We start from the raw sequence: 21,711 nt of genomic DNA on the forward strand, positions 1-21,711 counted from the left end.
TTTCACCTCCGGAATACAAAAATAAAATCCTATATACCTTCGAGCAGTGAGAACATCGGCAGCAAAACTGCCAAATAAATGGATACGATCAAAAGACCTATAAGTGAAAACATAAGGGGCTGAATGATTTTCAAGATTGCATTCATTCTCTCTTCAATTTTCTCCAGTAAAAAACGACTGTAATGAAGCAGCTCCGCATCAAGTCTGCCGTATTTTTGACCATTTGCAGCGACCACCGGTAAATTCCCATCAAAATATGGGAGCTCCCGAAAAATCATTTCAAGTGATCTGCCCTCGATCAAATCATCCTTAATGATATTGCATAGTTTTTGGTAAAAAGGCTGCTGTTGATTTACCGAGAATAATTTGATGCTATCGTTTATCGATAGCCCTCCGGAAAGTAAGCCACTGAATTGGCTAGCAAAAAAATAAGTTTCGTATAATTTGATGAAGGTCCCGAATATCGGAATTCCCATCAAAATCCTTCGCTGCCTTAATGGGCACAAACCGTTAAACCAAAATCGTTTGAGTATATACAAGAATAGGAGCAATCCGAGTAAAAAGAAGGGGAGTGCTGGAAGAATGAATGTGGAGGCTGCCATTAATTTTAAGAGTGTGTGCTGATCGACATCCATCGTGAAATAGATTGTCTGGAATTTGGGAAGGAGAACACTCTGAAGAATATAAAAAACGATGCTCACAAAAAAGACTAAGAATACGGGATACACCATTAACTTTTTTACTTTATCCATATCCTCGGTTCTTTTCTTCCAATATCGCCCTCCTTCTTTCAACGCCCGTTCCAGGTCGCCATATTGTTCTCCATAAAATATATAACTTACAAGCTGCGGATGAAAACCAAGATGGGTCAGCACCATGTGCAACGGGTAACCGTTCCTTAAATCGGCTTTAGCCTGAGTGAAGTCTTCCGCTTTCTTCTTTGATTCCTGAAACTCAAGAAAATGTAAAGCGTCCGCCAAAGGATAACCATGATTCAATAATTCACCTAGCTTCGAAATAAAGACCGCCTGCTCTTTTACCTTCCATTTACTTTTTGGTTTCATCGTATACCAGCCGTTCATATTCCCCGGAATCCACATAGCCCATCGCAACCGCTTTTCCGATTTCATCCTTCAATTGGCGGTAGCTGACCGTTGCCTTTCCTTTTTCATCTCCCATTATCCGGAGAACCTCAGCCAGGCTTTTTCCATATAGCAATTCATATACACTTGCCCTTTTATTCCTGGCAGTCATCTTGCAAGCTAAAGCACAGTCCCCTTTACATGGAAGACATCGCAATTCAACCAGCCGCTGTGCTGTCACGCCAATCAAACTCTGTTCAACCTCAAGCAAGCTGACACCAAATTCCAGTAACCTGGAGATGGCGCCCTGGGCGTCCCTGGTATGCATGGTTGTAAGTATCAAATGACCGGTCAATGCGGCACGCACTGCGATTTTGGCGGTTTCTGCATCTCTGACTTCCCCAACCATGATCACGTCAGGGTCATGCCTCAGAACAGCTTTTAGACCGACAGAATACGTAATGCCCGCCTTTTCATTGATTTGGACTTGCAATACCTTTTCGGATACATTTTCAATGGGATCTTCAAGTGTAATAATATTTCGATTGATCATCTCATGGGCATGGTGAAGCAGGGAATATAGTGTCGTGGTTTTTCCACTGCCGGTTGGACCAGTAAATATGAGCAGGCCATGGGAATGCTTCAGGAGTGCAATCAATTTTTGAACGGTGCTTGGAAATAAGGATAACTGTTCGAGAGGAAGGATATTCTGTTGGGGTATTAAGCGGATGACCAAACTTTCGAGATGGGCAGTGGGTAAAGTGGAAAGGCGGAGTCCGACCACCTGGTTGGCCAAATTGATGGTGATGGCACCACTCTGGGGCCTCCTTTTCTCCCCTATATCCATCGAGGCAAGGAACTTCAAATGAGCGATCAGCCTCTCTGCTTCAAAGAATGATAATGTTTCCTTTGGAACAAGCTTATTGTCTATCCTGAATTGGATGAGAGGTCCCTCCCTGCGAAAAAAAATGTGGATATCCGATGCCGATTCCTGTACAGCACGGGTCAGTATTTTTTCTGCGGTCTTTTCAATCGATATCAATTCATTCATCACCTCCTATGATTCTTGTTGTATGGATTCGACAATCCACGACAAATTCCTGCTTCAAAAAAAAAAAAAAAATTCCCGAAAAAACTTCGAGAATCATTTCACATGCTCATTTTCAAATCAAGCCTTTTGGAAACCAAATTTCTTAATGCGTCTACATTATGACCAATCACCAGTTTTTGCCCGTCTATGAGAATAGGCCTTCTTAATAACTTCGGTTCTTTTGTTAATAATTGGATTACATCAGAAAGCATCATTTCGTCAATATTAACTTGTAAGTCTTTGTATGCTTCACTTCTTGTTGCTAAGACTTCATCAAGCCCTTCAGATGTCAATTCAAGAATTCTTTTTAACTCTGCTACAGTTGGAGTCTCTCTGAATAAATGTCGCTCATCGAAGGAAACTTGATTGGCCCTTAACCATTTTTTTGTTTTGCGGCAAGATGTACAACTTGGATACGAAAAGAAAGTTAACTGTGCCATATTAGTCACTCCCCGTTCACATTTTGTATACATTAATATCTATATAATGATTGTATAACATTTGTACAATCATTGTATATATTTTTGCTTATTAAGCCGCTTTATTTGTGAACATTTTTTAAACTAAAGGGAGTTTGCCCTTTCTCTTATTCCATTTTTTTCTGCCTGCATTATAATGGACATAGTTAAACTATGGAAACAGGAGGGTGTAATGGAACAAACGTTAAAAATAACAAACGTGTTAGCTGATCCCACCAGATATTATATATATCAGCATATTGTGAACAAACATGGTGATGTATCGGTACAGCAAATCGCCGATTCTTTTAACATCCATCCAAATGTTGCCCGTCTGCATTTGTCAAAACTTGAGGATATCGATATGTTGACCTCGGATGCCCGAAAGACCGGGAAAGGCGGTCGTCCCAGCAGACTTTATCGATTATCTGATAAAGTCATTCAGCTTCATTTTCCATATAGGAACTATCAGCTGCTTTCAAGGATTGCCATCCAGACGATGATGACATTAGGGGAACAAGGAAAACAGGCACTTTATGAAACGGGAAAAGTATTCGGGGAGGAATTGATCAATCAGCAACTAGCCCTGAATTCGACATCGATCGATCGACTTGGTTTTGGGGAAAAGGTCAATATGCTTAAAAATGCTGCTACGATCGCAGGGTTATCTCCTGAAATACAAGCAAGCGAAGAAGAAAATAAAATATACTTCCGTATCTTCAATTGCCCGTTTAAGGAAGTTGCTGAAGTGGAGCCAAGAACAATCTGCTCCATGCACAATTCATTTTTAGAAGGTATGTTCGAAGCCTTGTTTGAGAATTTCAATATTGTGGAATTAGAAAATATGATGTCCAATTGTGCAACATGCTCATACCAGGCTTCGGTTCTCACATAGAAACAAAAGGCATCCTTTACATTACCTTACAATTTCATTTATAATTATTTAGAATGTACACGTCTAGACATAAGGAGGGATTCGGGTGGAACGCATGTTCAGAGTATGTGGATTTTGGACAGGAATTATGGCAATTTTCTTTTATCTTGGCCATATGCATCAAACGTCTTTGCTTTTCTTTGCACAAACGATCTTTTTTGTACTTTTAAGTTATTTGAAATTATCTGAGCGCATGTATATTTATGTTTTTGGCGCCTATCTTACCGTTTTCTTTGCAGGATTTTCCTACTGGAGCGTATTTATGATGACTCCGGGTACTGCGCATTAAGAACAAGCACTATTACATAACCCATGAATTTTGATTCATGGGTTTTAACTTGTCACCATTCAGGAAAGATCCTCACATCTTCTGCTAAATTCTTCGATTGAAGCAACACTTTGAAATGTTCACTAAATCCCCCTGGAACGATTAGCCCCCGAATTGCACGATTACGCTTTGCCGTTTTCGAGAATGGATCAATTCCTTGATGGTCCTTCAATTCCTCTAGTATCCCTGCTTTAAGCAAGAATTCATTTTGAAGGAATAGCCCCTGATTGGAAAGTTCCTTTCTTTTTCCAATCTCGATTAATGTGTCAAAATGGATATGTGTCGTCAAATCCATATCACCAGGATACATAAGCGCATCTTTAATCATTTGATGCTGATAATAGCCCCTCAAGCTCCCTTGAAGATGAACTGGCTCCTTCCATTCCCTTTCGGTATAGCCATAATCAATCGTAAGGAGAATACCCGATTCGATACAGGAAACGATCTTCTCATATTCACGGACCATTTTTAGCGGAACTTCATATCGTTGTTTTTCATTTAAGGTGATATTTCGTTCTGTAAGGTAAGATAGAATGTCAGGGTTGTCCAAAGGTTCCCTCACTTCTACCAAATCTCCTTCCTTTTCAGTGACAAATACCTCTACCAGGGCTCCCTTATGCTTTTCAATAACATGTACTGGCAACGCGTCGAAAAGTTCATTTGAAAAGACGATTCCATTTACATTCGTCCATTTTTCTAAACTGGCGGCAGAAACTGCCTGTTTGAACATCCCTATTCGTTCTTGCTGAACCTTTCTATGAAATGGACTGCCATCCACAAGGATATAAGTCAGAGAGTCCCATATCTGCGGTTCCATTTCTTTTATGAAAACGAGGATGTCATAAGCCAGCTTACCGTCCCCTGCGCCGACCTCGATGATTCTTGGTGAAACTCCGCACCTTTTTATCAAATAAACGAACCACCTGGCCAGTGATCTTCCAAATGCATCCCCAACATTGCCAGACGTATAAAAATCCCCTCTTGAGCCAATTTTCTCTTTTGCGCGTGCATAGTAGCCTATATTTGGCGTATATAAAACAGCATCCATATAGTCATGATAGGAAATTCTTTTTTGGGGGCTTCCTGCAACCAATTCCTTCAAGTGATTTTTCAACACAATAGCCTCCGTCTCTGTGATCTTCCATCATATTGAAAATTAAACTTTCCTTTTTCTTAATAAAACACATAAATAAGTTTTTTTATCGACAATCATACACGAAATCAAATTTAAGGTTCACAAAATGTTCAATTTTTCATTTCACAGTTCTTAAAAGTGCCACCATAAAAAAAAAAAAATGCTTCCAGCAAATATTAAAATATGCATCTTACTTCAGAGCTGAATCAGAAGAGTCATCCACACAAGGAAGACCACGAAATTTCTTTATGAATTTTAACGGTAAGTGTCAAAACGTTTTTTATATTCAGTATAGTTGCGGAAATGACCCATTTCAATATTTTTACATTATAAAGTGCTAAAAATAAAACAGGTGCCATATGGCACCTGCAAAAGTCATTATCTCAAAAAGGGATTAGTATTCTTTTCATCCAAAATGGTCGTGACAGGCCCATGACCAGGAAAAACGATAGCATCATCAGAAAGTGTCAGCAGCTTCGTTTCAATGCTATTTAACAGCACTGCCTCGCTTCCGCCTATTAAATCGGTTCTGCCAACGCTTCCTTGGAACAAGACGTCCCCTGAAAAGAGGAAACGTTCTTCCTTCACATAATACGAAACGCTCCCTGGTGAGTGTCCGGGAGTTTCGAACACTTCGAAAGTGAATCCTCCAATAGTAAGCTCCTGCTCATTTGCCAGGATGTGATCGGCAGGCTTCATTCGCATCGGATTTTCAGGGAACCAGTTTTGGGAACCATTCAACGCGGGATCAAGCAGCCACTTGGCCTCTTTTTCATGAATATAAGCAGGTATCCCATAATGATCCCGAATAGCATCAAGAGCACCGATATGGTCAAAATGTGCATGTGTCAATAAAATCGCCAAAGGCTTTAAATTTTTTGTTTGTATGTACTGTATGATTTTCTGTGGCTCTTCACCCGGATCGAAAATGATGCAATCCTGTCCATCGGAAACTACATAACAATTCGTTTGCAGCGGGCCTAGAGGAATTTGTTTCCATTTCATTTCCATCAACTCCAATATGATTTTCTATCTTCATCTTACACTAATTAAGCTGCTAATGTTAATCCAGTTTACTCAAGTCATAGAAGTGTCACCTATTAAACCTCGACAAATAATTGAAAAAATATTAAGATATTAACAAATGCAATCTTTTCTACATATTTTTGGTAGTTGCTTTATTCTCTGGGTATATTATTAGGGATTAGGTATTCATTATGTAAAAGGAGGTTTTGACATGATATTAATGGTTGTTTTCGGACTTGTGGCTATATTAGGAGTAGCGGCTGTGTTTACCTCATTAAAAAAGAGAAACTTCTTAGGATTCATTTTTGCAGCCGGCAGTGCAGTCGTGTTTGGCTGGTTCACTGTCATGACTGTCATCAACAGCGGTTTTCCTGTTGCCCATTGAAGAAAAAAGCTCGCCATCCGGCGAGCTTTTGTTTTAGGTCATCATGTTTGTTTGAACAATCTTTGTATTTGATGGGTTTTCATATCAATGATTTTCTCAAATTGATATCCATATAAGCAGAAGTTGCCATCAAGCGAACAGCTTAATGGTTCATTTTCCATGTCCTTCATCAATTCTTCTTGTGTGCCTTTTTCCCAATTTAATTTAGTTAAGGTAAACCTTCCCTCATATTGGTCCGCATCTTTTGATTCATTAGGAATGAACGTTATGAATTCCTTGTTTTTTTCAATGAAATCATAGGATGGAATCACCCAATCTGAAAAGCTTTTCAATAGCGGCACGGAAAAAGAGTGGATCGGCTTGTTTGTAGAATCATAAAATGCATATGTACCCCGATCTTGTTTTTCTGTCTCCACTTGAATCGTCATCAGCGCTTGTTTTATCTTTTTAAAGTGAATGACATCGAGCATAAGACTGTCCGCTCCATCCTCATTCAGCGCTTTTCTTTCTAGGGGGGCCGTCAAAGCAGGTTCTTCCTTGTCCCAATCCAGAAACATCAATTCATTTTCACTTGCCCATTGTGCAAAGGGCTGCGGAAAGTCCAGAGTTTCCATAGTTTGTTCATCTGGATTCAACACATAACTGCTGTATGTCCAATCTTCATAAAAACTCGATACAAACAACTGGCCATCTTTAAATGAATTCCACTCATATGCTAATTCATAGGCTGGGATCGCCACTGAATACAATGGATTTCCCGTTTTATCGAGTACTGTGATTGATGCTTTATCCGAAGAGGTGAAGGACGATAACAAAATATGCGTACCAGACGGACTGATCGATACTTCAGAAAACGCCAAAGCCGGCTGATAGAAAACGGAAGTATCATTCGTTTCCAAATTCCATGTCATCAACTGGGATAATTCATTACCCTCCCGCTTCACAGAATATAAAATGGTTTTTGAATCCAGCCATCCATAAATGGCTTCGATTTTTTCCGTTTCTGCAGTCGGGACCTTTAAATTGCTTACTGAAGTTTCCAGGCTAGATTGGGAGTGTTCTTTTTCCGTATCATTTACGGGTTTACTAAGGTCCTTGGAAGGCTCACAAGCCGAGATAAGAAGGATAGTGGAGATAAATAATGGGACGAAACACAACATCTTACAAATGGAAAGCCGCATACAAAGTGCTGCTTTGGATACTTTAATCTCCACACACCTCCCACTTCAAAACTAAAACGCCTGGCATATGTGAGCGAGACATTAGAAAGAGAGTAAGGACTGATCAATTGAATCCTTACTCTCTTTCATTATAAAGTAAAAAAGAGCAAATGTGGCGGATAATGTTCTTATATTTTTTTGGAAGTATATTCCTTATGGAGGATGCATTACATATATAGGCCTGCCATCAAAATCTTGACAGAATCTTCATATATACCAGGCAAATGGGATAGCGGAAGCGGATTGATGCCCTTTCCCAGTTCGATTGTGAATCCGCCGCGTTTAAATTCCTGAATGAACCAATCTTTATACCCGGCATGGCTGTCAACATATTGTACGGCCCGATATCCGCTGCGCTCCTCGAACTCCTTCGCAACATTCGCTGCCTGTTCAGGTTCATGGCCCTCATATCCCCAATAGAATTCTTTTCCCTGGGTGTGAAGTGCAAGCACTCTTTCAAAATTCCGTCTTATTGCCAGCTCCTTCATGGCCAATGCTTCTGGTTCTGATAGCGCGGTCTCTCCTGGAAAATCCCTCGGGGCAGGGGCTTTTGGAATCTTTCTGCGCTTTTCAATCTCCCAATTGGCTGGATATTGATTATTCAGGTCTACACCGCGGATATTGGCTTTCCAAGCATAAAAAGCAGGATTATCATTATTTATTTTTAAAACATCAACCTTCCCCTCTGCCGCCTCCTCCCCCTTTAGGACAAGATCGACTCCATCCGGATTCACCATTGGAACCATCGAAATGGACATATCCCGATAGAAGGGCATACAATCCATTCCACATAGTGTACGATCATTCGTTACCGCTAGCAGAAAATCATTCAGCCATTTCATCAAAACCGACGTAGTGATCCATTCATTAGCATGGAATGAACCGTTATAATGTATGATCTTTTCACCTTGACCGATTCTTACCTCAAGCAGTTCTTTTCCCAATACACTCCTCCCGATCGATTCAACCTTAATAAAGGGGTAATGAAAAGATAGAATATCAAGATCGTCAAGAAGTGATTGATATTCATAGGGCTTGTCGGTGACAATCATGGGATTCATCACCCGGACGGGTACGAAAAAAGGTTTTTGTCCATCTTGATTCAACAATTTTATCCCATCGATAGGCAGGTGATATTGAAAAGCGATTTCGGCAAAATCGATATCTAACCGGGACTCTTCCTGAACAATGTACCCAGGTATCTGTACTTCCATGCCATTTGGCAAAACCCCGCTAGTAATGGCGGGATTGGCATCCTCAATCAAAACCTGAGGAATTTGGAACAATTGACTGTAATATGCCAAATCATCCCCGCTTCTGCTCACAACTTTCATTCAGCCTCCGCCCCTTTCATTGTTTTATCTTTATGAAGCAAAAAACAGAAAGATGTTCAGGAAGTCTCATGTGTTTCATAATTGTAATGCTACTGATTCTCCTGAAAAAACAAAAAAACCTGGATTACGCCAGGTTTCCTTTTTCAACGTTGCTCATAAAATCGGAGCAAATCCCCATAAATGATTTTGTCGGAGTACTCAAGCTCCTGCTTAGCCTTATCCAAATACTTTTCACATGAATCCTTTGCAGTCGCCGCTCCGGTTTTTTTATCATAACAGGTATCCATCGTATAGAGATAATCCTTTGTGATGAAACTGCTATCGCGAAGAACGGTGAATTCTAATTTTTCTTCAGAAAAAAGATCTTTGCCGAATTCGATATAATCATCATTTTCAATCCCCAATAAATGAAGGAGAGTCGGCCTTACATCCATTTGGCCTGAAACGGTGGAAATCGTTTTCCCCTCCTGCCCAGGGACATGTATGATGAGAGGGACACGCTGAAGTTGGATGGATTCAAAAGGCGTGATTTCCTTCCCAAGGAACTGGCCCATGGCAGAGTTGTGATTTTCCGAAATTCCATAATGGTCCCCATATAGCACAATAATGGAATCCTCATATAATCCATCACGTTTCAAATCACCGATAAATTGTTCCAAGGCTTCGTCTGTATAACGTACGGTCGGAAAATACTGATTCAATGTTTTGGAATTCGAATCGTATGGTTCCAATGTCCGGTCTTCTTCATTCAAAGTGAATGGAAAATGATTGGTTAACGTTATGAACTTGGCATAAAAAGGCTCAGGCAACCGCTTCAAGTGAGAGATTGATTGCTTGAAGAACGATTTATCATTCAAACCCCAATTGATGGAATTCCCTTCAGAGACTTTGTAGTCATCACTATCATAAAACCGTTGGTACCCAAGAGAAGCGTACATTATGTCACGATTCCAAAAGCTTTTATTATTGGCATGGAAGGAAGCCGTATTGTAACCTTTTTCCGTTAAGATTTCGGGGGTGGCCTTGTATTCATTTTGGGCATGAGTGAAAAATACTGCACCCCTACCTAAAGGATAGAGGGAATTCTCAATAATGAATTCTGAATCGGATGTTTTCCCCTGGCCAGTTTGGTGATAAAAGTTATTGAAATAATAGCTCTCTTTAATAAATTGGTTGAGAAATGGAGTGATTTCTTCACCGTTGACAGTTTTATTGATAACAAAGCTTTGAGTGGATTCCAATGATACTAGGATCACATTTTTGCCTTTTGCCAGACCATAAAGGTCCTCATTAACCTCTTTTTGATTCGCACGGACATAATTTTCAATTTCCGACAATTCACTGCCATCCGCAAGGGCACGTTGAGCTGATGATTTCGTCTGTAATATTGCATCATAAAGGTGATAATGGTACGTACCGATATTCTTAACGAGGATTTCACGGTCAAACGTTCTTGTCAGGAGTTCAGGACGCGCGGTTTCAGCTAAAGCTAAGTTAAAGAATGTCACTCCCAAAGCCATTAACAAAAAGAATTTACGGTCCTGGGGATTGTATCGACATTCATGGAATGTTTTTGGTTTGTATTTCAGCAGAATCATCAAGACCAGAATATCGGCAAAATACAAAAGGTCACTCGGATTGATCAATTCATGTACACTGCTTCCAAGGTCGTTCATATTGCTCGTTTGAAAAAGAACGGGAATGGTTAAAAAGTCATTGAAAAAGCGAAAAAAAACAAGGTTGGCAAAAAGGACGAAGGTGATGAAAAAACTCATGATCAATAAGTATGCTGTCCTTTTATTTCCTTTTAAAAATATATTCACGCCAAGAGTAAGCAAGAGGAAACTGACAGGATTGATGAATAGTATGAACTCCTGGATCCAATTATCAATATCTATCTCAAAACTTGTTTTATAAGCAATATATGTTTTAAGCCAAAGTGAAATCAATACGACCCAAAACAATGAATATCCCTGTTTTTTGAAGACCCTTTTCAATCCTGGTCCCTCCTCATCGAAAAAGCGCTGAAGCTATGATGCAGAGCGCCTCAATCATGGGTCATGGTTCTCCCCCTATGGAAAAGCAGGAACAATTGCCCCCGCCCCTCAAAAGGGGGGTATTTTTTGAAAATTCCATCTTTTTTCTTATAACCCTGTTTGCCACAGGGCAGCAAGGGATCACGTATTCAGTTGGCTTTTAATGAGCCAGGCTGCACCTATTACCCCTGCATCATTGCCTAGTGTGGCCAGGCTTATTTTCGTTGATTTACTAACCCGTTTGAAAGCATACTTTCCGAAGGCAGAACGGACAGGATCAAGTAAAATGTCTCCCGCTTGCGAAACGCCCCCACCAATGACGATTTTATCCGGATTCATGACATTCCCAACATGTGAAAGTGCCAGCCCCAAGTAATTGCCTACCTTATTTACGACAGCTTGGGACAAAGGATCACCTGCTGCAGCGCATTGGAATAACAGTTTGGAAGTAACCGCGTTTCCCTCTTCGACTTTCTGCTGAAGCATTGACTGTTCATCGGCGGTATTCAAGGCCTCTAAAGCCATACGGACGATTCCCGTTGCCGAAGCAACCGTTTCCAAACAACCAGTCTTACCGCAATTGCATGGTGCGCCTCCGTCCGTTACGACCGTTATATGCCCTATTTCTCCAGCAGCCCCACTAGTACCATGGACAATTTGCCCATTATGGATGATCCCGCCGCCTACACCCGTTCCTAGAGTTACACAAACGAGGTCTTTGGCGCCATTGCCGGCACCTTTCCACATTTCTCCCAAAGCTGCAATATTGGCATCATTATCAATTACAGCCGGAAGAGATGTCTCCACCTCCAATAAATCTTTTAAAGGATAGTCCTTCCAGCCTAGATTGACGGCTTCATATATGGAACCGTTAACAAATTTCACAGGCCCGGGAGCACCCATCCCTATCCCTACTATCTTACTCTTCGGTTCATTAAGTTCCACGAGCTTCGCATCAATTGCTTTGGCTATGTTAATCGTAATGAATTTTCCCTTTTCGGAGATGTCCGTGCTGATTTCCCATTTATGAATAATCTCTCCGTATAAATTGATCAGAGCCAGTTTGGTAGTTGTACCGCCTAAATCCACACCCATCAGCCACTTTTCCATCATTCTCACCTTTTTTATCAATTTTTTTTCTGTTTTTCCCTTTCAAGAGACAATTGCTGCCTAATTAAAAGGATCGCCATTTGATAATCTTTCGTATCCATCATCTGCATACGGTGGATTTCCCTTATTTCGGCTTCCATCAGTTCAAGCTCGGCTAAGCGATCACCAATATAGATAAATGTACCAAATCTTTTCAAGTACTGTTGAAGATCATAATATGTTTTCATTGTAAACCTCTTTACTCTTTTATATAGGAAAAGTATATCGAATCAGCCTCTTTGTAACAAGCGCCCATTTCCCCTCATACATGTCCAATTATATTCATATGATGAAGTATCAAGAATGTGGACTCTTTCGATTTGATTTAACAGCTTAATGTTTTTAATGCATTCATCACGCGTGAAAACGGAGGGGAAAAATGAAAGTACAATTGAAGTATACCGTCTTTTTGGTTTTAACCACCATTTTTGTCATCCTTTATTTATCAAATCATAAGCAGACAGAGGAAACCATCATTTTTTTTCCCATCGATTCCTCGCTCCATTTTGAACATGCCTCCACCCATCTGACACCGAAGGGTACCGGGGATTCCACCTATACCATCACTTGGCGGGTGGAGTCTTCTTTGGACCAGCCTGCTTACTTACGTCAGGACGTATCGCTTTTATACAAAAATGGAAAATTGGCAGGAGCTTTAAAAAATTGGCGCCAAAATAAACAAGAACTCTCTCAAAAAGCGAAATCTAAAGAATCTGAGAGCGGGCGTTATGAAGCGGTAACGTTTCATTATGCCGAGGTTCATCCGAGTGACACAATTTTCACCAGTGCCCAGCAGCTCAGTAAAGATAAACTCTATACAGTAACGACACCGGCTTTTCAATTTTTCCACCGTCCCCTTTCAGAAGAACAGGTTCAGTGGAAAAAAACGCTGGACGGCTTGACAGATCAAACGGTTCTAAATGGTTTGGAGAAAGCTGGTCAAGCTTTTCAGGTTAATCTGGAACAGTACAATATCATCTCTTTAACAGATCTGCCCTCAAAGAAAAATCAATGGCTGGCTGCCTTCCCCCAATTCAAACGGGAGGAAATTGTGGGGAAACTATGGGAAGGACTTTACAAAAATTATGTGTTGGGAATAAAAAAGGAGGATGGAACCACTGTGAGTCCACAAGGTAGCACCACCCCCCTATTGCTAATGGCAAAGAATCAAAGTGAAATACTTGTCTTATTTAGCCTGAAAGACGGTACCCCAATCATGTTGCGTCAAAAGTTATAGTTGCTTTTCAATTTCCGCCAGCAGTTTAGTGTATGACTTATTATCCGGGGCAAGCTCAATAGCCTTATCAGCTTGCTCCTTAGCTTGATCGAATGATTCGAGATTCATGTAGACTAAGGCAAGATTGTAATGGGCTTCATGCAAATCCGGATTACTTTCAATCGCTTTTTCATAATAATCCCTAGCTTTGTATATGTCCTTTTTATCAAAAGATAAATTTCCCAGCATAAAAAGCGATAGCGGTGCTTCAGGGTTTGCATCCACATAATTGAATAGCATCTCTTCCGCTTTGTCCTCTTCATCATCCTCTATATACTTTTGGGCCATCACGGCCATGGTCTTATCATCGATAGCTGCAGTTTCCTGATGATTGAAACCAAATTGCAGCAGGGCATAAGCCAGTATTACCGTCCCTACCAGAAAAGCCAGCTGCCGAAAGATATTCTTGGATTTTGGCAGATGGACCACTCCAGCAGCCAAGAACCCTCCGATCAAACCTCCGATATGCCCTGCATTATCAATTCCCGAAACGGTGAAACCATATATTAAGTTAATGATGATCAATACGATCACCGATGAGCCCATCGAGCGCATGAATAATTTCGGATAGACGATGCCAAAGTACAAAAGTGCCCCAAAACAGCCAAAAATGGCTCCACTCGCTCCTGCGGAAAGATTCGGGGTCATGATGAAGCTGCCTAGAGTTCCAGCGAAACCAGCGAATATATAGATGATAAGGAACCTGGCATTACCGTAAATCCTTTCAACTTCAGCACCGATTAAATACAACGAAAATGTATTCATCAGTAAATGAATGAACCCGATATGGACAATCATCGGTGTAAAGAACCGCCACCATTCCCCTTGTATGATATAAGGGGAAAATTTAGCGCCAAACTCGATCAACGTTTTGGAATTGGTGCTGCCACCATTAAACTCCATCAAGATGAACACAGCTATTTGTATCGCCATGAATATATATGTAAAGAACGGCTTATTGGCATTTTGAAAAACCTTCTGCTCTGCCTTAGCCTTTTTGACTGACTCCGAGATGGCGGCCTTCTTTACTGCGAGGACCTTTTCCTCATCTATTTCATTTTCCTCAAGAATTTGAATTGAGAGTGGCTTTTTCAAAACAAGTTCAAGGTTTTGCAACGAATCATGAAAGTTTTCACACGTTAGAAGAAACGTGTTAACATTCGTTTTTTTTAAGGAAGCCACCCGTGAACTAAAGTCATGATCATCCACCGGGGCGAATTTACTAACATAGATACTTAATATGTTTATGGGCTTCTTGTATAATTTCCTTCTGATCCTTTCCCCATTCTGCAATGTTCGGTCGATATCGCGTTTCAGCCAATTAGCCCAATCCAAATCATGTCGAATGAGTCTTATGACTGGAAACTCCTTATTCTTATCGCTCTCAAGCCAAATCTCCTGATGGTTTTCCGTGACAGTGATCATTCGATAATCATAATGGGCAGACAACTCCCTTATGGTTTCCCAAAACAAATAATCCTCTTTAAATCCCAATGCCTTCCCCACTTTCCAATGAAACTTAAGCTTCTAAAATTCCTGTTTCTTTAATTAAAACTATAGACGAAATCATGTAAAAAGTAAAAAAGGAGACTGTTTAAAATCCACTCTCCCCTATCCTTATAAATAAAAAAGGAACCCTTGATCAGGTTCCTTTTTAAGATGCCGGCATCCTCATTTAGTCTGAGTGAACATGCTTTGCATCATTTTATCCCTGAACATTGGCATATCCAAGGATTTAGTCACTAGAAATCTTCTCAGTATGCCATTGGACAGCGCAACATTTATCAGGCGGTACCTGTTTTGGTAACCTGCATAAACAACTAAACCAACCAAGAAGATTTGAATAATTAATCGAAGCATAACAATCCCTCCTACCAATAGTTTGATACAGGACAGGATTTTTATGAGCTAAAAGTGATAATTAATAAACTTCTTCTTAATGAGCGTACGTGCGTATAACCCTGGATGGGGTAATGAGTTTGCCGACCGCTATATCATGTACCTCTATCGGGAGTTCATCCATTAATTGAAGCTCGTATGTAAGGGCCAATGTATCTCCCCGGTAATAGGATAGGAAACGGTCATAATAGCCCCCTCCAAAGCCTAGGCGATACCCTTCCTTGGTAAAAACAAGACCGGGTACGATCAATGCATCCAATTCCTCTTTGCGAGCCTTGGCTGTATCAGCCACTGGTTCTAGCAATCCGTAATAAACAGACTCCAGCTGATTGAAGGACGAAATTTTTTTGAATTCCATTGTCTTTTTTTCAGGATCACATTTTGGTACAGCCACTTCTTTTCCTTCACTCCATGCTTGTTCGATGATCCGTACCGTTGGAACTTCAGGCGGGATGGAGATGGTGATGCCAATTGTTTCAGCTTTTTTCCATTCCTCCAGTGAAAATAAGTTTTCAGCGATTCTGTTCGATAGTTCTTCATGTTCTTCTTTAGTCAGCTCCATTAAACGGGACCTAACTTCTTGACGGAGCTTATTCTTGTTTTCTCTCATCTCTTCCTACTCCTTTAGTCTACTTCAATCATTATCTCATAATATTTGTTCATTTTCGAAAATACCGTGTCGGAAATCGCCGAATCATTAGTCTTTCTGAACATATTCACTAAAGGAAAGTGAGAAAGAAGGAATTGAAAAAATGAATAAAAAAAACAACAGGAAAAATCCTGTTGCTTACTTTGTTTCACGGTGAGTCGTGCTGCGTTTTTCTCTTGAGCAGTATTTTTTAAGCTCAAGACGGTCTGGATTGTTACGTTTATTTTTTTTAGAAATATAGTTACGGTCTCCACATTCAGTGCAAGCTAATGTAATATTCACGCGCATTGTGTATTTCCCTCCAAACATATTGACATTTTCACATAGGACTTTTCTATAATATCATTATTCAATGCGAATTGCTAGTATGTTTTTTGGAAATCCAACATTAACTTTTTTGAATTCTTAATTGTTTACGTTTTGCATTGTCAGGAGGAGCTGATTATTTATAACTTTCGCTTCTTCTTTCGTTTCAGCATGAATGACCCAAGCCACAGCTTCCACACATTCTTTCGGTAAGATTTCCGTCTCTAACGTAAATACGCTGGTAACTTCCCCTTTGGCGAGCGGTGAATAAGCCAGGAGTCCTTCTTTCAATGATTTGAAGCATCCCTCTTGATAAAGGCTTCCCTTACCTTGGATGCAATATTGAGAGATGCTTTTTCCTTTCACCAATCCACCCAATAAGGCAATCGATTGAGGGGCTACATGTAAAATCGCCCGTTCATTCGGGCTGTAAAAGGCTACTGCCTGCCTTTCGAAAGCGTTTTCATAGTGAAAAAACACTTTAGGGCGCTTAGTCTCAAATGAGGTATTCCTAATCGTGAACTTCGAAAAGGTCACCTTCCCTTGGGTATATGTTTGTGAAAGTGTCCGGATCTCTCCATTAGGATGACTCATCATATCTTCCTCAGGATACCAATCAAAACTCTCATCCATCCATAGTCCAGCCTTTAGTCCCTTACGAAATATATCCTGGTTATCCTGCGGCATATACGCGAATAGCGAATTCATAATAATCATCCCTTCCCCTTTATTTATCCTTATATAACTTATCGTTAGGCGCTGACAGTGAAATAATCCACTTTAGAATCTGCACACCATTTTCTTATAGGTCGACCAATTTTTAACTATTCAAAATATTTTGTTTTTTCGATTTATTCTATCTTTATGTTAGCACTGAATTGGCTGATGGACAATAAACACTTTTTGTCGAATTTTATGTATGTTATCTCTCAAAGGTTTTTTTCCCCTTTTAATACCTAATTTTTTTTCTTCAACAACGGTCATAAGGCTTTTCGACAATATTTTTAAAAAAACAGACATTAAATGAAATATACGACCCACTTTGAATATGAAAATCTCCAATTTTTTTTAAAATATGTGTAAAATATAAGTATATTGTCGAAATTTATCTTTTGAGGTGAAAACATGGAAACACTTATCATCCTCCTTTTTTCATTAGCGATCGTCCTTCTCATCATTTCCTTTTTCGGTAAAGATAAAGTTGCCAAATTAGAAGAAGACTTAGAACAGATGACACTAACGTATATGCAGGATATCTACCAATTAAAGATGAAGGTGAAGATTCTTGAAGAGGAATTCGTTATCCAGGACGACATTGTTCCCCCTGTAAAGGATAAATCAACTGTCAATCCCAATGATATCGAACCCATTCATGAAATTCTAAAAAGCCAGGTTCTATCTTTATATAGTCAAGGTCTTTCTTTGGACCAGATCGCTAGACAATCCTCGTTAACGAAGGAACAAACCATTTCAGTGATCGAGCAGCAAAGAGTGCGGGGTGAATGAAAATGAACAAAGCAAGACTGCAAGGTCTTTCCGCCGGTATCATTTTTACCACAACAATCTTTGCTGGCTTTTATATGGCACCGGATTATTCGAAGGCCCCCCCCTACTGCGGAGGAAGCTAAGGAATTGTTCGTGAAGAAGGGATTCGTCGTTACACTTCCTATGGAGGAAGCTAAAAAGACCGTCCAACCAAAGGATCCGGATAAGGATTCAATGGAAAAAGAGGCTTCACAAAAAAATCCCTCCATCGTCACCTATACAATTAAAGTGAAAACGGATATGACCGCAACCGAAATTGCCGATAGCCTTTCCAAGGAAAAAATCATCGATGATGCTGCTGAATTTGAAGCTTACATGAATGACCGTGATTTCTCAAAAAAAATACAAATCGGCGAGTTTGTTGTTACTAATAATATGACATATAGACAATTGGCCAATACTTTGACCCATTAATGAATAAGAGAGACTTTTAAATGGACGATGTCCGAGAAAAAGCCTCTCTTTTTTAAATTAGGAAGGGTTCATTCATTCCTGCTGATATATCTCCCTCTTACAAGGAAGTAAATATTTTCTGCGATATTCGTTGTATGGTCCGCTGTCCTTTCCAAATATCGAGCAATTAAGGAAAGCTGTGTAACCTGCTGCAGGTTTTTTTCATCTGAAAGGCGAAGGAGACTTCGAATCATATCTCCATAAAAGCGATCAACCTCATCATCCATTTCAATGATTTCCCTTGAAAGGACAACATCTTCCTTCTCAAATGCTTCTATTGAAAGTTGAATCATCTTTAATGTAATATTATGCATCTGCTTTAATGGTGTTAAAGGCAGAATAAATGGCTGGTCACCGATTCGGATGGCTGATTTAGCGATATTCACACCAAAGTCCGCCATCCTTTCAATATCCGAGGCGATTTTTATGGCAGCAATGATGCGCCTTAAATCAATCGCAACCGGCTGTTGCTTAGCAATCAGTAAAATCGCAAAGTCATTAATTTCCTCTTCCAGTAAATCAGCTATTGTATCATCATCAATAACTTCAAGAGCATCATCTACATTATTGTTTTCTAGTGCGGCATATGATTTCGATATGGCACCTGAAGCTAAATTAGCCAATTTCACGATTTTCTCCTGTAGCTCTTTCAATTGAAGCTCGAAATTTTCACGAACGATCATTATCGCATCTCCCTTTCTCTTTAACCGAAGCGCCCGGTAATGTAATCTTCTGTTCTTTTATCATTCGGATTAGAGAAGATGGTGTTTGTATCAGTATATTCGATGACTTCCCCATTTAAGAAGAAGGCCGTTCGATCAGAGATACGTGCAGCCTGCTGCATGTTATGGGTAACGATGATGATGCTGAAATCCTTTTTCAGTTCTTGAACCAGTTCTTCTATTTTCAAAGTGGATATCGGATCAAGGGCAGAAGTCGGTTCATCCATTAAAATGACATCTGGTTCGATTGCCAAACATCTGGCAATACAAAGGCGCTGTTGCTGTCCACCTGAAAGTCCATATGCATTTTCATGCAGACGGTCTTTCACTTCATCCCAAATGGCTGCCCCTTTTAAGCTCTTTTCAACGATCTCATCAAGAATTTTTTTATTTTTAATTCCATGGATCTTCGGTCCGTATACAACATTTTCATAAATTGATTTAGGAAAGGGATTAGGCTTTTGGAAGACCATCCCCACCTGTGTTCTTAAATCTTCCACCTTATAGGACTGATCGAGGATATTTCTGTTCCTATATTTAATCTGGCCTGTCGTTTTCACATCCGGGACTAGCTCAATCATTCGGTTCAATGTTTTGATGTATGTGGATTTCCCACATCCTGAAGGCCCGATGATGGCGGTCACTTCATTTTGATGCATATCCAGATTAATATTTTTCAAAGCATGGTTTTCTCCATACCATAAATTGAGATTGGATGTTTCATACACCTTTTCCGTCAAGGCAGCTGATCCGGCATTTTCGATCCCGATTGCCGGTGACTCTTTTTCTCTCGTTAAGGTCATATTCATGCTTCCTTCCTCCTATCAGTATCTTTTCTGGAATTTATTTCGAATTATAACCGCTATTGAATTCATGATTATTAACAGGATGAGTAATACGATGATTCCCGCGGCAGCAACCTGCTGGAATTCCTCCTGCGGACGAGATGTCCAATTATAGATTTGCATTGGCAGCACTGTAAATGTATCCATGACCGATTGTGGTAAAAAGGCGATGAACATTGGTATACCAACCACCACCAATGGCGCCGTTTCACCGATTGCCCGTGACAAAGCAAGTATTCCTCCAGTTAAAATGCCAGGTATCGCAGCCGGAAGGACTACTTTCAATATGGTTTGCCACTTTGTTGCACCCATTCCAAATGAAGCTTCCCTTAAATCACGAGGTACGGCACGTATGGCCTCTTGGGCAGCTACTATGATGACCGGAAGAACAAGCAGGCTCATGGTCAAGCCTGCTGCCAATATGGACCGGTCCAAGGCTAGAGCACGAACGAAAACCGTTAAACCCAGCAGTCCAAATACTATTGACGGGACACCTGCCAGATTGGAAATATTCACTTTGATAAAAGTGGTAATCCAATTCTTCCTGGCATATTCCTCTAAATAAATGGCCGTTCCAACACCAAGAAGCAGGGAAACTGGAGCCACGACTACCATCAACCATATTGAACCGATCAGTGCTGCTTTTATACCAGCCTCTTCAGGTTTCCTGGAAGCGAAATTCTGAAGGAAATCCCCATTCAGACTGCCAATTCCTTGAGTGAATATCCGATAAAATAAGATGGCCAATACGAGGAGGCCAACCAATGTTGCCAAGAAGAATAATCCTTTACAAATCGTGTTAACAGCCAGCCTAGCAGGCATTTTTTTCGCAACATGACTTTTGTTTATCAGTTTCATGTCTTAATATTCCTCCCTGAACTTGCGAGAGATGAACTGCGCCAGTAAATTCATGACAAGCGTAAAGACGAACAGTGTCATTCCAACCGCATATATGCTGTAGTAAATCGTTGTCCCGTATCCTGCATCCCCCGAACTGACCTGAACGATATAAGCAGTCATCGTTTGAATCGATGAAGTGACATCCATGCTCATATTTGGGGTCGAGCCACCGGCAACGCTCACAATCATGGTTTCCCCGATCGCTCTTGATAAAGCAAGAACGATGGATGCCACAATTCCTGAAATGGCTGCTGGCAATACCACTTTAATTGTCGTTTCGAGTTTCGTTGCTCCTAAAGCATACGCACCTTCGCGAATCGACTTAGGTACCGATACAAGGGCATCTTCCGACAATGAGGCTATCATCGGCATGATCATGATACCTACAACGATCCCGGGACTCAAGGCATTGAACATGTCAAGGGAAGGAAATAAATCCCGCAAAACCGGTGTTACAAAAGTTAAGGCAAAAAAGCCGTAAACGATAGTAGGAATCCCAGCTAAAACTTCTAAAATCGGCTTAATGATTCTCCGTGTTTTCTCTGATGCATATTCACTCAAGAAAATGGCTGTTGCAAGCCCTACTGGAACTGCAACCACCGCTGCTATGACTGTTATCTTCAACGTTCCAACGATAAGGGGCATAATCCCATAGGAAGGTGTAGATGCAAATGGCAGCCATTTAGCTTCTGTAAAAAATTCGACGATAGATACTTTGTCAAAAAAGATAAATGTTTCAAATATAAGCGTCAAGATGATCCCGATTGTAGTAAAAACGGAAATTGCCGCCGTAAGGAACAAAAGCTTAGGTATTACTTTTTCCATATTTATTTTTTTCTTACTTTTCTTTTCCAAGATCATTTGCTGTACAGAATAGGTTTTTGTTTTTCTAAGTTCCAACTTGCATCCTCCATTTCAGACAAGCAATATTTGGATTTA

The 21,711-nt window shown here is 40.3% G+C and carries 25 protein-coding genes; 6 read left to right on the forward strand and 19 right to left on the reverse strand.

Annotated elements, in window-relative coordinates; all coding sequences use genetic code 11:
* Nucleotides 1–29: 29 nt before the first annotated feature.
* The 3 genes from comGB to J7J00_RS08115 form a co-directional block, all read right to left on the reverse strand.
* On the reverse strand, nucleotides 30–1,130 hold the full coding sequence (comGB, locus tag J7J00_RS08105) for a competence type IV pilus assembly protein ComGB (RefSeq protein WP_214789727.1): 1,101 nt from the start codon (nucleotides 1,128–1,130) through the stop codon (nucleotides 30–32).
* Nucleotides 1,048–2,133, reverse strand: a complete 1,086-nt coding sequence (comGA, locus tag J7J00_RS08110) for a competence type IV pilus ATPase ComGA (protein WP_396020510.1) — start codon at nucleotides 2,131–2,133, stop codon at nucleotides 1,048–1,050. Before comGA ends, comGB begins: the two co-directional genes overlap by 83 nt.
* A 98-nt stretch (nucleotides 2,134–2,231) precedes the next feature.
* Nucleotides 2,232–2,612, reverse strand: a complete 381-nt coding sequence (locus J7J00_RS08115) for a Spx/MgsR family RNA polymerase-binding regulatory protein (protein ID WP_098369816.1) — start codon at nucleotides 2,610–2,612, stop codon at nucleotides 2,232–2,234.
* A 211-nt stretch (nucleotides 2,613–2,823) separates the two neighbouring features.
* On the opposite strand from J7J00_RS08115, the gene J7J00_RS08120 reads away from it, so the two are divergent.
* Nucleotides 2,824–3,525 (forward strand): helix-turn-helix transcriptional regulator, encoded by a 702-nt coding sequence (locus J7J00_RS08120; protein ID WP_214789729.1) that lies wholly within the window; start codon nucleotides 2,824–2,826, stop codon nucleotides 3,523–3,525.
* An 85-nt stretch (nucleotides 3,526–3,610) separates the two neighbouring features.
* A complete protein-coding gene (locus J7J00_RS08125; protein ID WP_076365317.1) occupies nucleotides 3,611–3,853 on the forward strand; it encodes a DUF2626 domain-containing protein in 243 nt (80 codons plus the stop codon).
* Nucleotides 3,854–3,905: 52 nt separating this feature from the next.
* Here the strand turns inward: J7J00_RS08125 and J7J00_RS08130 are convergent, their stop codons facing one another.
* Nucleotides 3,906–5,006: a class I SAM-dependent methyltransferase gene (locus tag J7J00_RS08130; protein WP_214789732.1), complete on the reverse strand. Its 1,101-nt coding sequence runs from the start codon at nucleotides 5,004–5,006 to the stop codon at nucleotides 3,906–3,908.
* Nucleotides 5,007–5,405: 399 nt separating this feature from the next.
* Nucleotides 5,406–6,032: an MBL fold metallo-hydrolase gene (locus tag J7J00_RS08135; protein WP_076365315.1), complete on the reverse strand. Its 627-nt coding sequence runs from the start codon at nucleotides 6,030–6,032 to the stop codon at nucleotides 5,406–5,408.
* Between the two features lie 232 nt (nucleotides 6,033–6,264).
* Between J7J00_RS08135 and J7J00_RS08140 the strand changes: the two genes are divergently transcribed.
* Complete coding sequence (locus J7J00_RS08140; protein WP_034308396.1) at nucleotides 6,265–6,438, forward strand: DUF2759 domain-containing protein; 174 nt, start codon at nucleotides 6,265–6,267, stop codon at nucleotides 6,436–6,438.
* A 41-nt stretch (nucleotides 6,439–6,479) separates the two neighbouring features.
* Here J7J00_RS08140 and J7J00_RS08145 read toward each other — a convergent pair whose 3' ends face one another.
* The 5 genes from J7J00_RS08145 to J7J00_RS08165 form a co-directional block, all read right to left on the reverse strand.
* Nucleotides 6,480–7,652: a YqgU-like beta propeller domain-containing protein gene (locus J7J00_RS08145; RefSeq protein WP_214789734.1), complete on the reverse strand. Its 1,173-nt coding sequence runs from the start codon at nucleotides 7,650–7,652 to the stop codon at nucleotides 6,480–6,482.
* A 173-nt stretch (nucleotides 7,653–7,825) separates the two neighbouring features.
* Nucleotides 7,826–8,992, reverse strand: coding sequence for a M14 family metallopeptidase (locus tag J7J00_RS08150; RefSeq protein ID WP_214789736.1), 1,167 nt, complete (start codon nucleotides 8,990–8,992; stop codon nucleotides 7,826–7,828).
* 143 nt (nucleotides 8,993–9,135) lie between these two features.
* Nucleotides 9,136–10,989: an LTA synthase family protein gene (locus J7J00_RS08155; protein ID WP_214789738.1), complete on the reverse strand. Its 1,854-nt coding sequence runs from the start codon at nucleotides 10,987–10,989 to the stop codon at nucleotides 9,136–9,138.
* Nucleotides 10,990–11,169: 180 nt separating this feature from the next.
* Complete coding sequence (locus J7J00_RS08160; protein WP_214789955.1) at nucleotides 11,170–12,141, reverse strand: ROK family glucokinase; 972 nt, start codon at nucleotides 12,139–12,141, stop codon at nucleotides 11,170–11,172.
* Nucleotides 12,142–12,155: 14 nt separating this feature from the next.
* Complete coding sequence (locus J7J00_RS08165) at nucleotides 12,156–12,365, reverse strand: YqgQ family protein (RefSeq protein ID WP_076365307.1); 210 nt, start codon at nucleotides 12,363–12,365, stop codon at nucleotides 12,156–12,158.
* Nucleotides 12,366–12,556: 191 nt separating this feature from the next.
* On the opposite strand from J7J00_RS08165, the gene J7J00_RS08170 reads away from it, so the two are divergent.
* The gene (locus J7J00_RS08170) at nucleotides 12,557–13,414 is read left to right on the forward strand and encodes a hypothetical protein (protein WP_214789740.1); all 858 of its coding nucleotides are present in this window, start codon (nucleotides 12,557–12,559) and stop codon (nucleotides 13,412–13,414) included.
* On the opposite strand, the gene J7J00_RS08175 is transcribed toward J7J00_RS08170, so the two are convergent.
* The 5 genes from J7J00_RS08175 to J7J00_RS08195 form a co-directional block, all read right to left on the reverse strand.
* A complete protein-coding gene (locus J7J00_RS08175) occupies nucleotides 13,409–14,947 on the reverse strand; it encodes a rhomboid family intramembrane serine protease (protein WP_214789742.1) in 1,539 nt (512 codons plus the stop codon). The genes J7J00_RS08170 and J7J00_RS08175 overlap by 6 nt on opposite strands.
* 177 nt (nucleotides 14,948–15,124) lie before the next feature.
* Nucleotides 15,125–15,313: a hypothetical protein gene (locus J7J00_RS08180; protein ID WP_063233052.1), complete on the reverse strand. Its 189-nt coding sequence runs from the start codon at nucleotides 15,311–15,313 to the stop codon at nucleotides 15,125–15,127.
* A gap of 76 nt (nucleotides 15,314–15,389) precedes the next feature.
* On the reverse strand, nucleotides 15,390–15,962 hold the full coding sequence (locus J7J00_RS08185) for a 5-formyltetrahydrofolate cyclo-ligase (RefSeq protein ID WP_214789744.1): 573 nt from the start codon (nucleotides 15,960–15,962) through the stop codon (nucleotides 15,390–15,392).
* 177 nt (nucleotides 15,963–16,139) lie between these two features.
* On the reverse strand, nucleotides 16,140–16,289 hold the full coding sequence (rpmG, locus tag J7J00_RS08190; protein ID WP_028391797.1) for a 50S ribosomal protein L33: 150 nt from the start codon (nucleotides 16,287–16,289) through the stop codon (nucleotides 16,140–16,142).
* 117 nt (nucleotides 16,290–16,406) lie between these two features.
* Nucleotides 16,407–17,015: a hypothetical protein gene (locus J7J00_RS08195; RefSeq protein WP_142323937.1), complete on the reverse strand. Its 609-nt coding sequence runs from the start codon at nucleotides 17,013–17,015 to the stop codon at nucleotides 16,407–16,409.
* Nucleotides 17,016–17,432: 417 nt separating this feature from the next.
* On the opposite strand from J7J00_RS08195, the gene J7J00_RS08200 reads away from it, so the two are divergent.
* The gene (locus tag J7J00_RS08200) at nucleotides 17,433–17,813 is read left to right on the forward strand and encodes a hypothetical protein (protein ID WP_214789746.1); all 381 of its coding nucleotides are present in this window, start codon (nucleotides 17,433–17,435) and stop codon (nucleotides 17,811–17,813) included.
* Nucleotides 17,814–17,939: 126 nt separating this feature from the next.
* Nucleotides 17,940–18,266, forward strand: a complete 327-nt coding sequence (locus J7J00_RS08205) for an endolytic transglycosylase MltG (protein WP_214789748.1) — start codon at nucleotides 17,940–17,942, stop codon at nucleotides 18,264–18,266.
* Nucleotides 18,267–18,334: 68 nt separating this feature from the next.
* On the opposite strand, the gene phoU is transcribed toward J7J00_RS08205, so the two are convergent.
* From phoU to pstC, 4 genes are read right to left on the reverse strand one after another with little or no spacing between them, the layout of a single operon-like run.
* Entirely contained in the window at nucleotides 18,335–18,988 is a 654-nt protein-coding gene (gene phoU / locus J7J00_RS08210) for a phosphate signaling complex protein PhoU (RefSeq protein ID WP_214789750.1), read from the reverse strand.
* 20 nt (nucleotides 18,989–19,008) lie between these two features.
* Nucleotides 19,009–19,836, reverse strand: a complete 828-nt coding sequence (gene pstB / locus J7J00_RS08215) for a phosphate ABC transporter ATP-binding protein PstB (protein WP_214789752.1) — start codon at nucleotides 19,834–19,836, stop codon at nucleotides 19,009–19,011.
* Nucleotides 19,837–19,851: 15 nt separating this feature from the next.
* A complete protein-coding gene (pstA, locus tag J7J00_RS08220) occupies nucleotides 19,852–20,730 on the reverse strand; it encodes a phosphate ABC transporter permease PstA (RefSeq protein ID WP_063233045.1) in 879 nt (292 codons plus the stop codon).
* Nucleotides 20,731–20,733: 3 nt separating this feature from the next.
* Entirely contained in the window at nucleotides 20,734–21,633 is a 900-nt protein-coding gene (gene pstC, locus J7J00_RS08225; RefSeq protein WP_214789957.1) for a phosphate ABC transporter permease subunit PstC, read from the reverse strand.
* Between the last annotated feature and the right edge of the window lie 78 nt (nucleotides 21,634–21,711).

Origin of the sequence: Bacillus sp. ISL-4, assembly GCF_018613275.1 — a bacterium.
Taxonomy (GTDB): Bacteria; Bacillota; Bacilli; order Bacillales; family DSM-1321; genus Peribacillus; species Peribacillus simplex_E.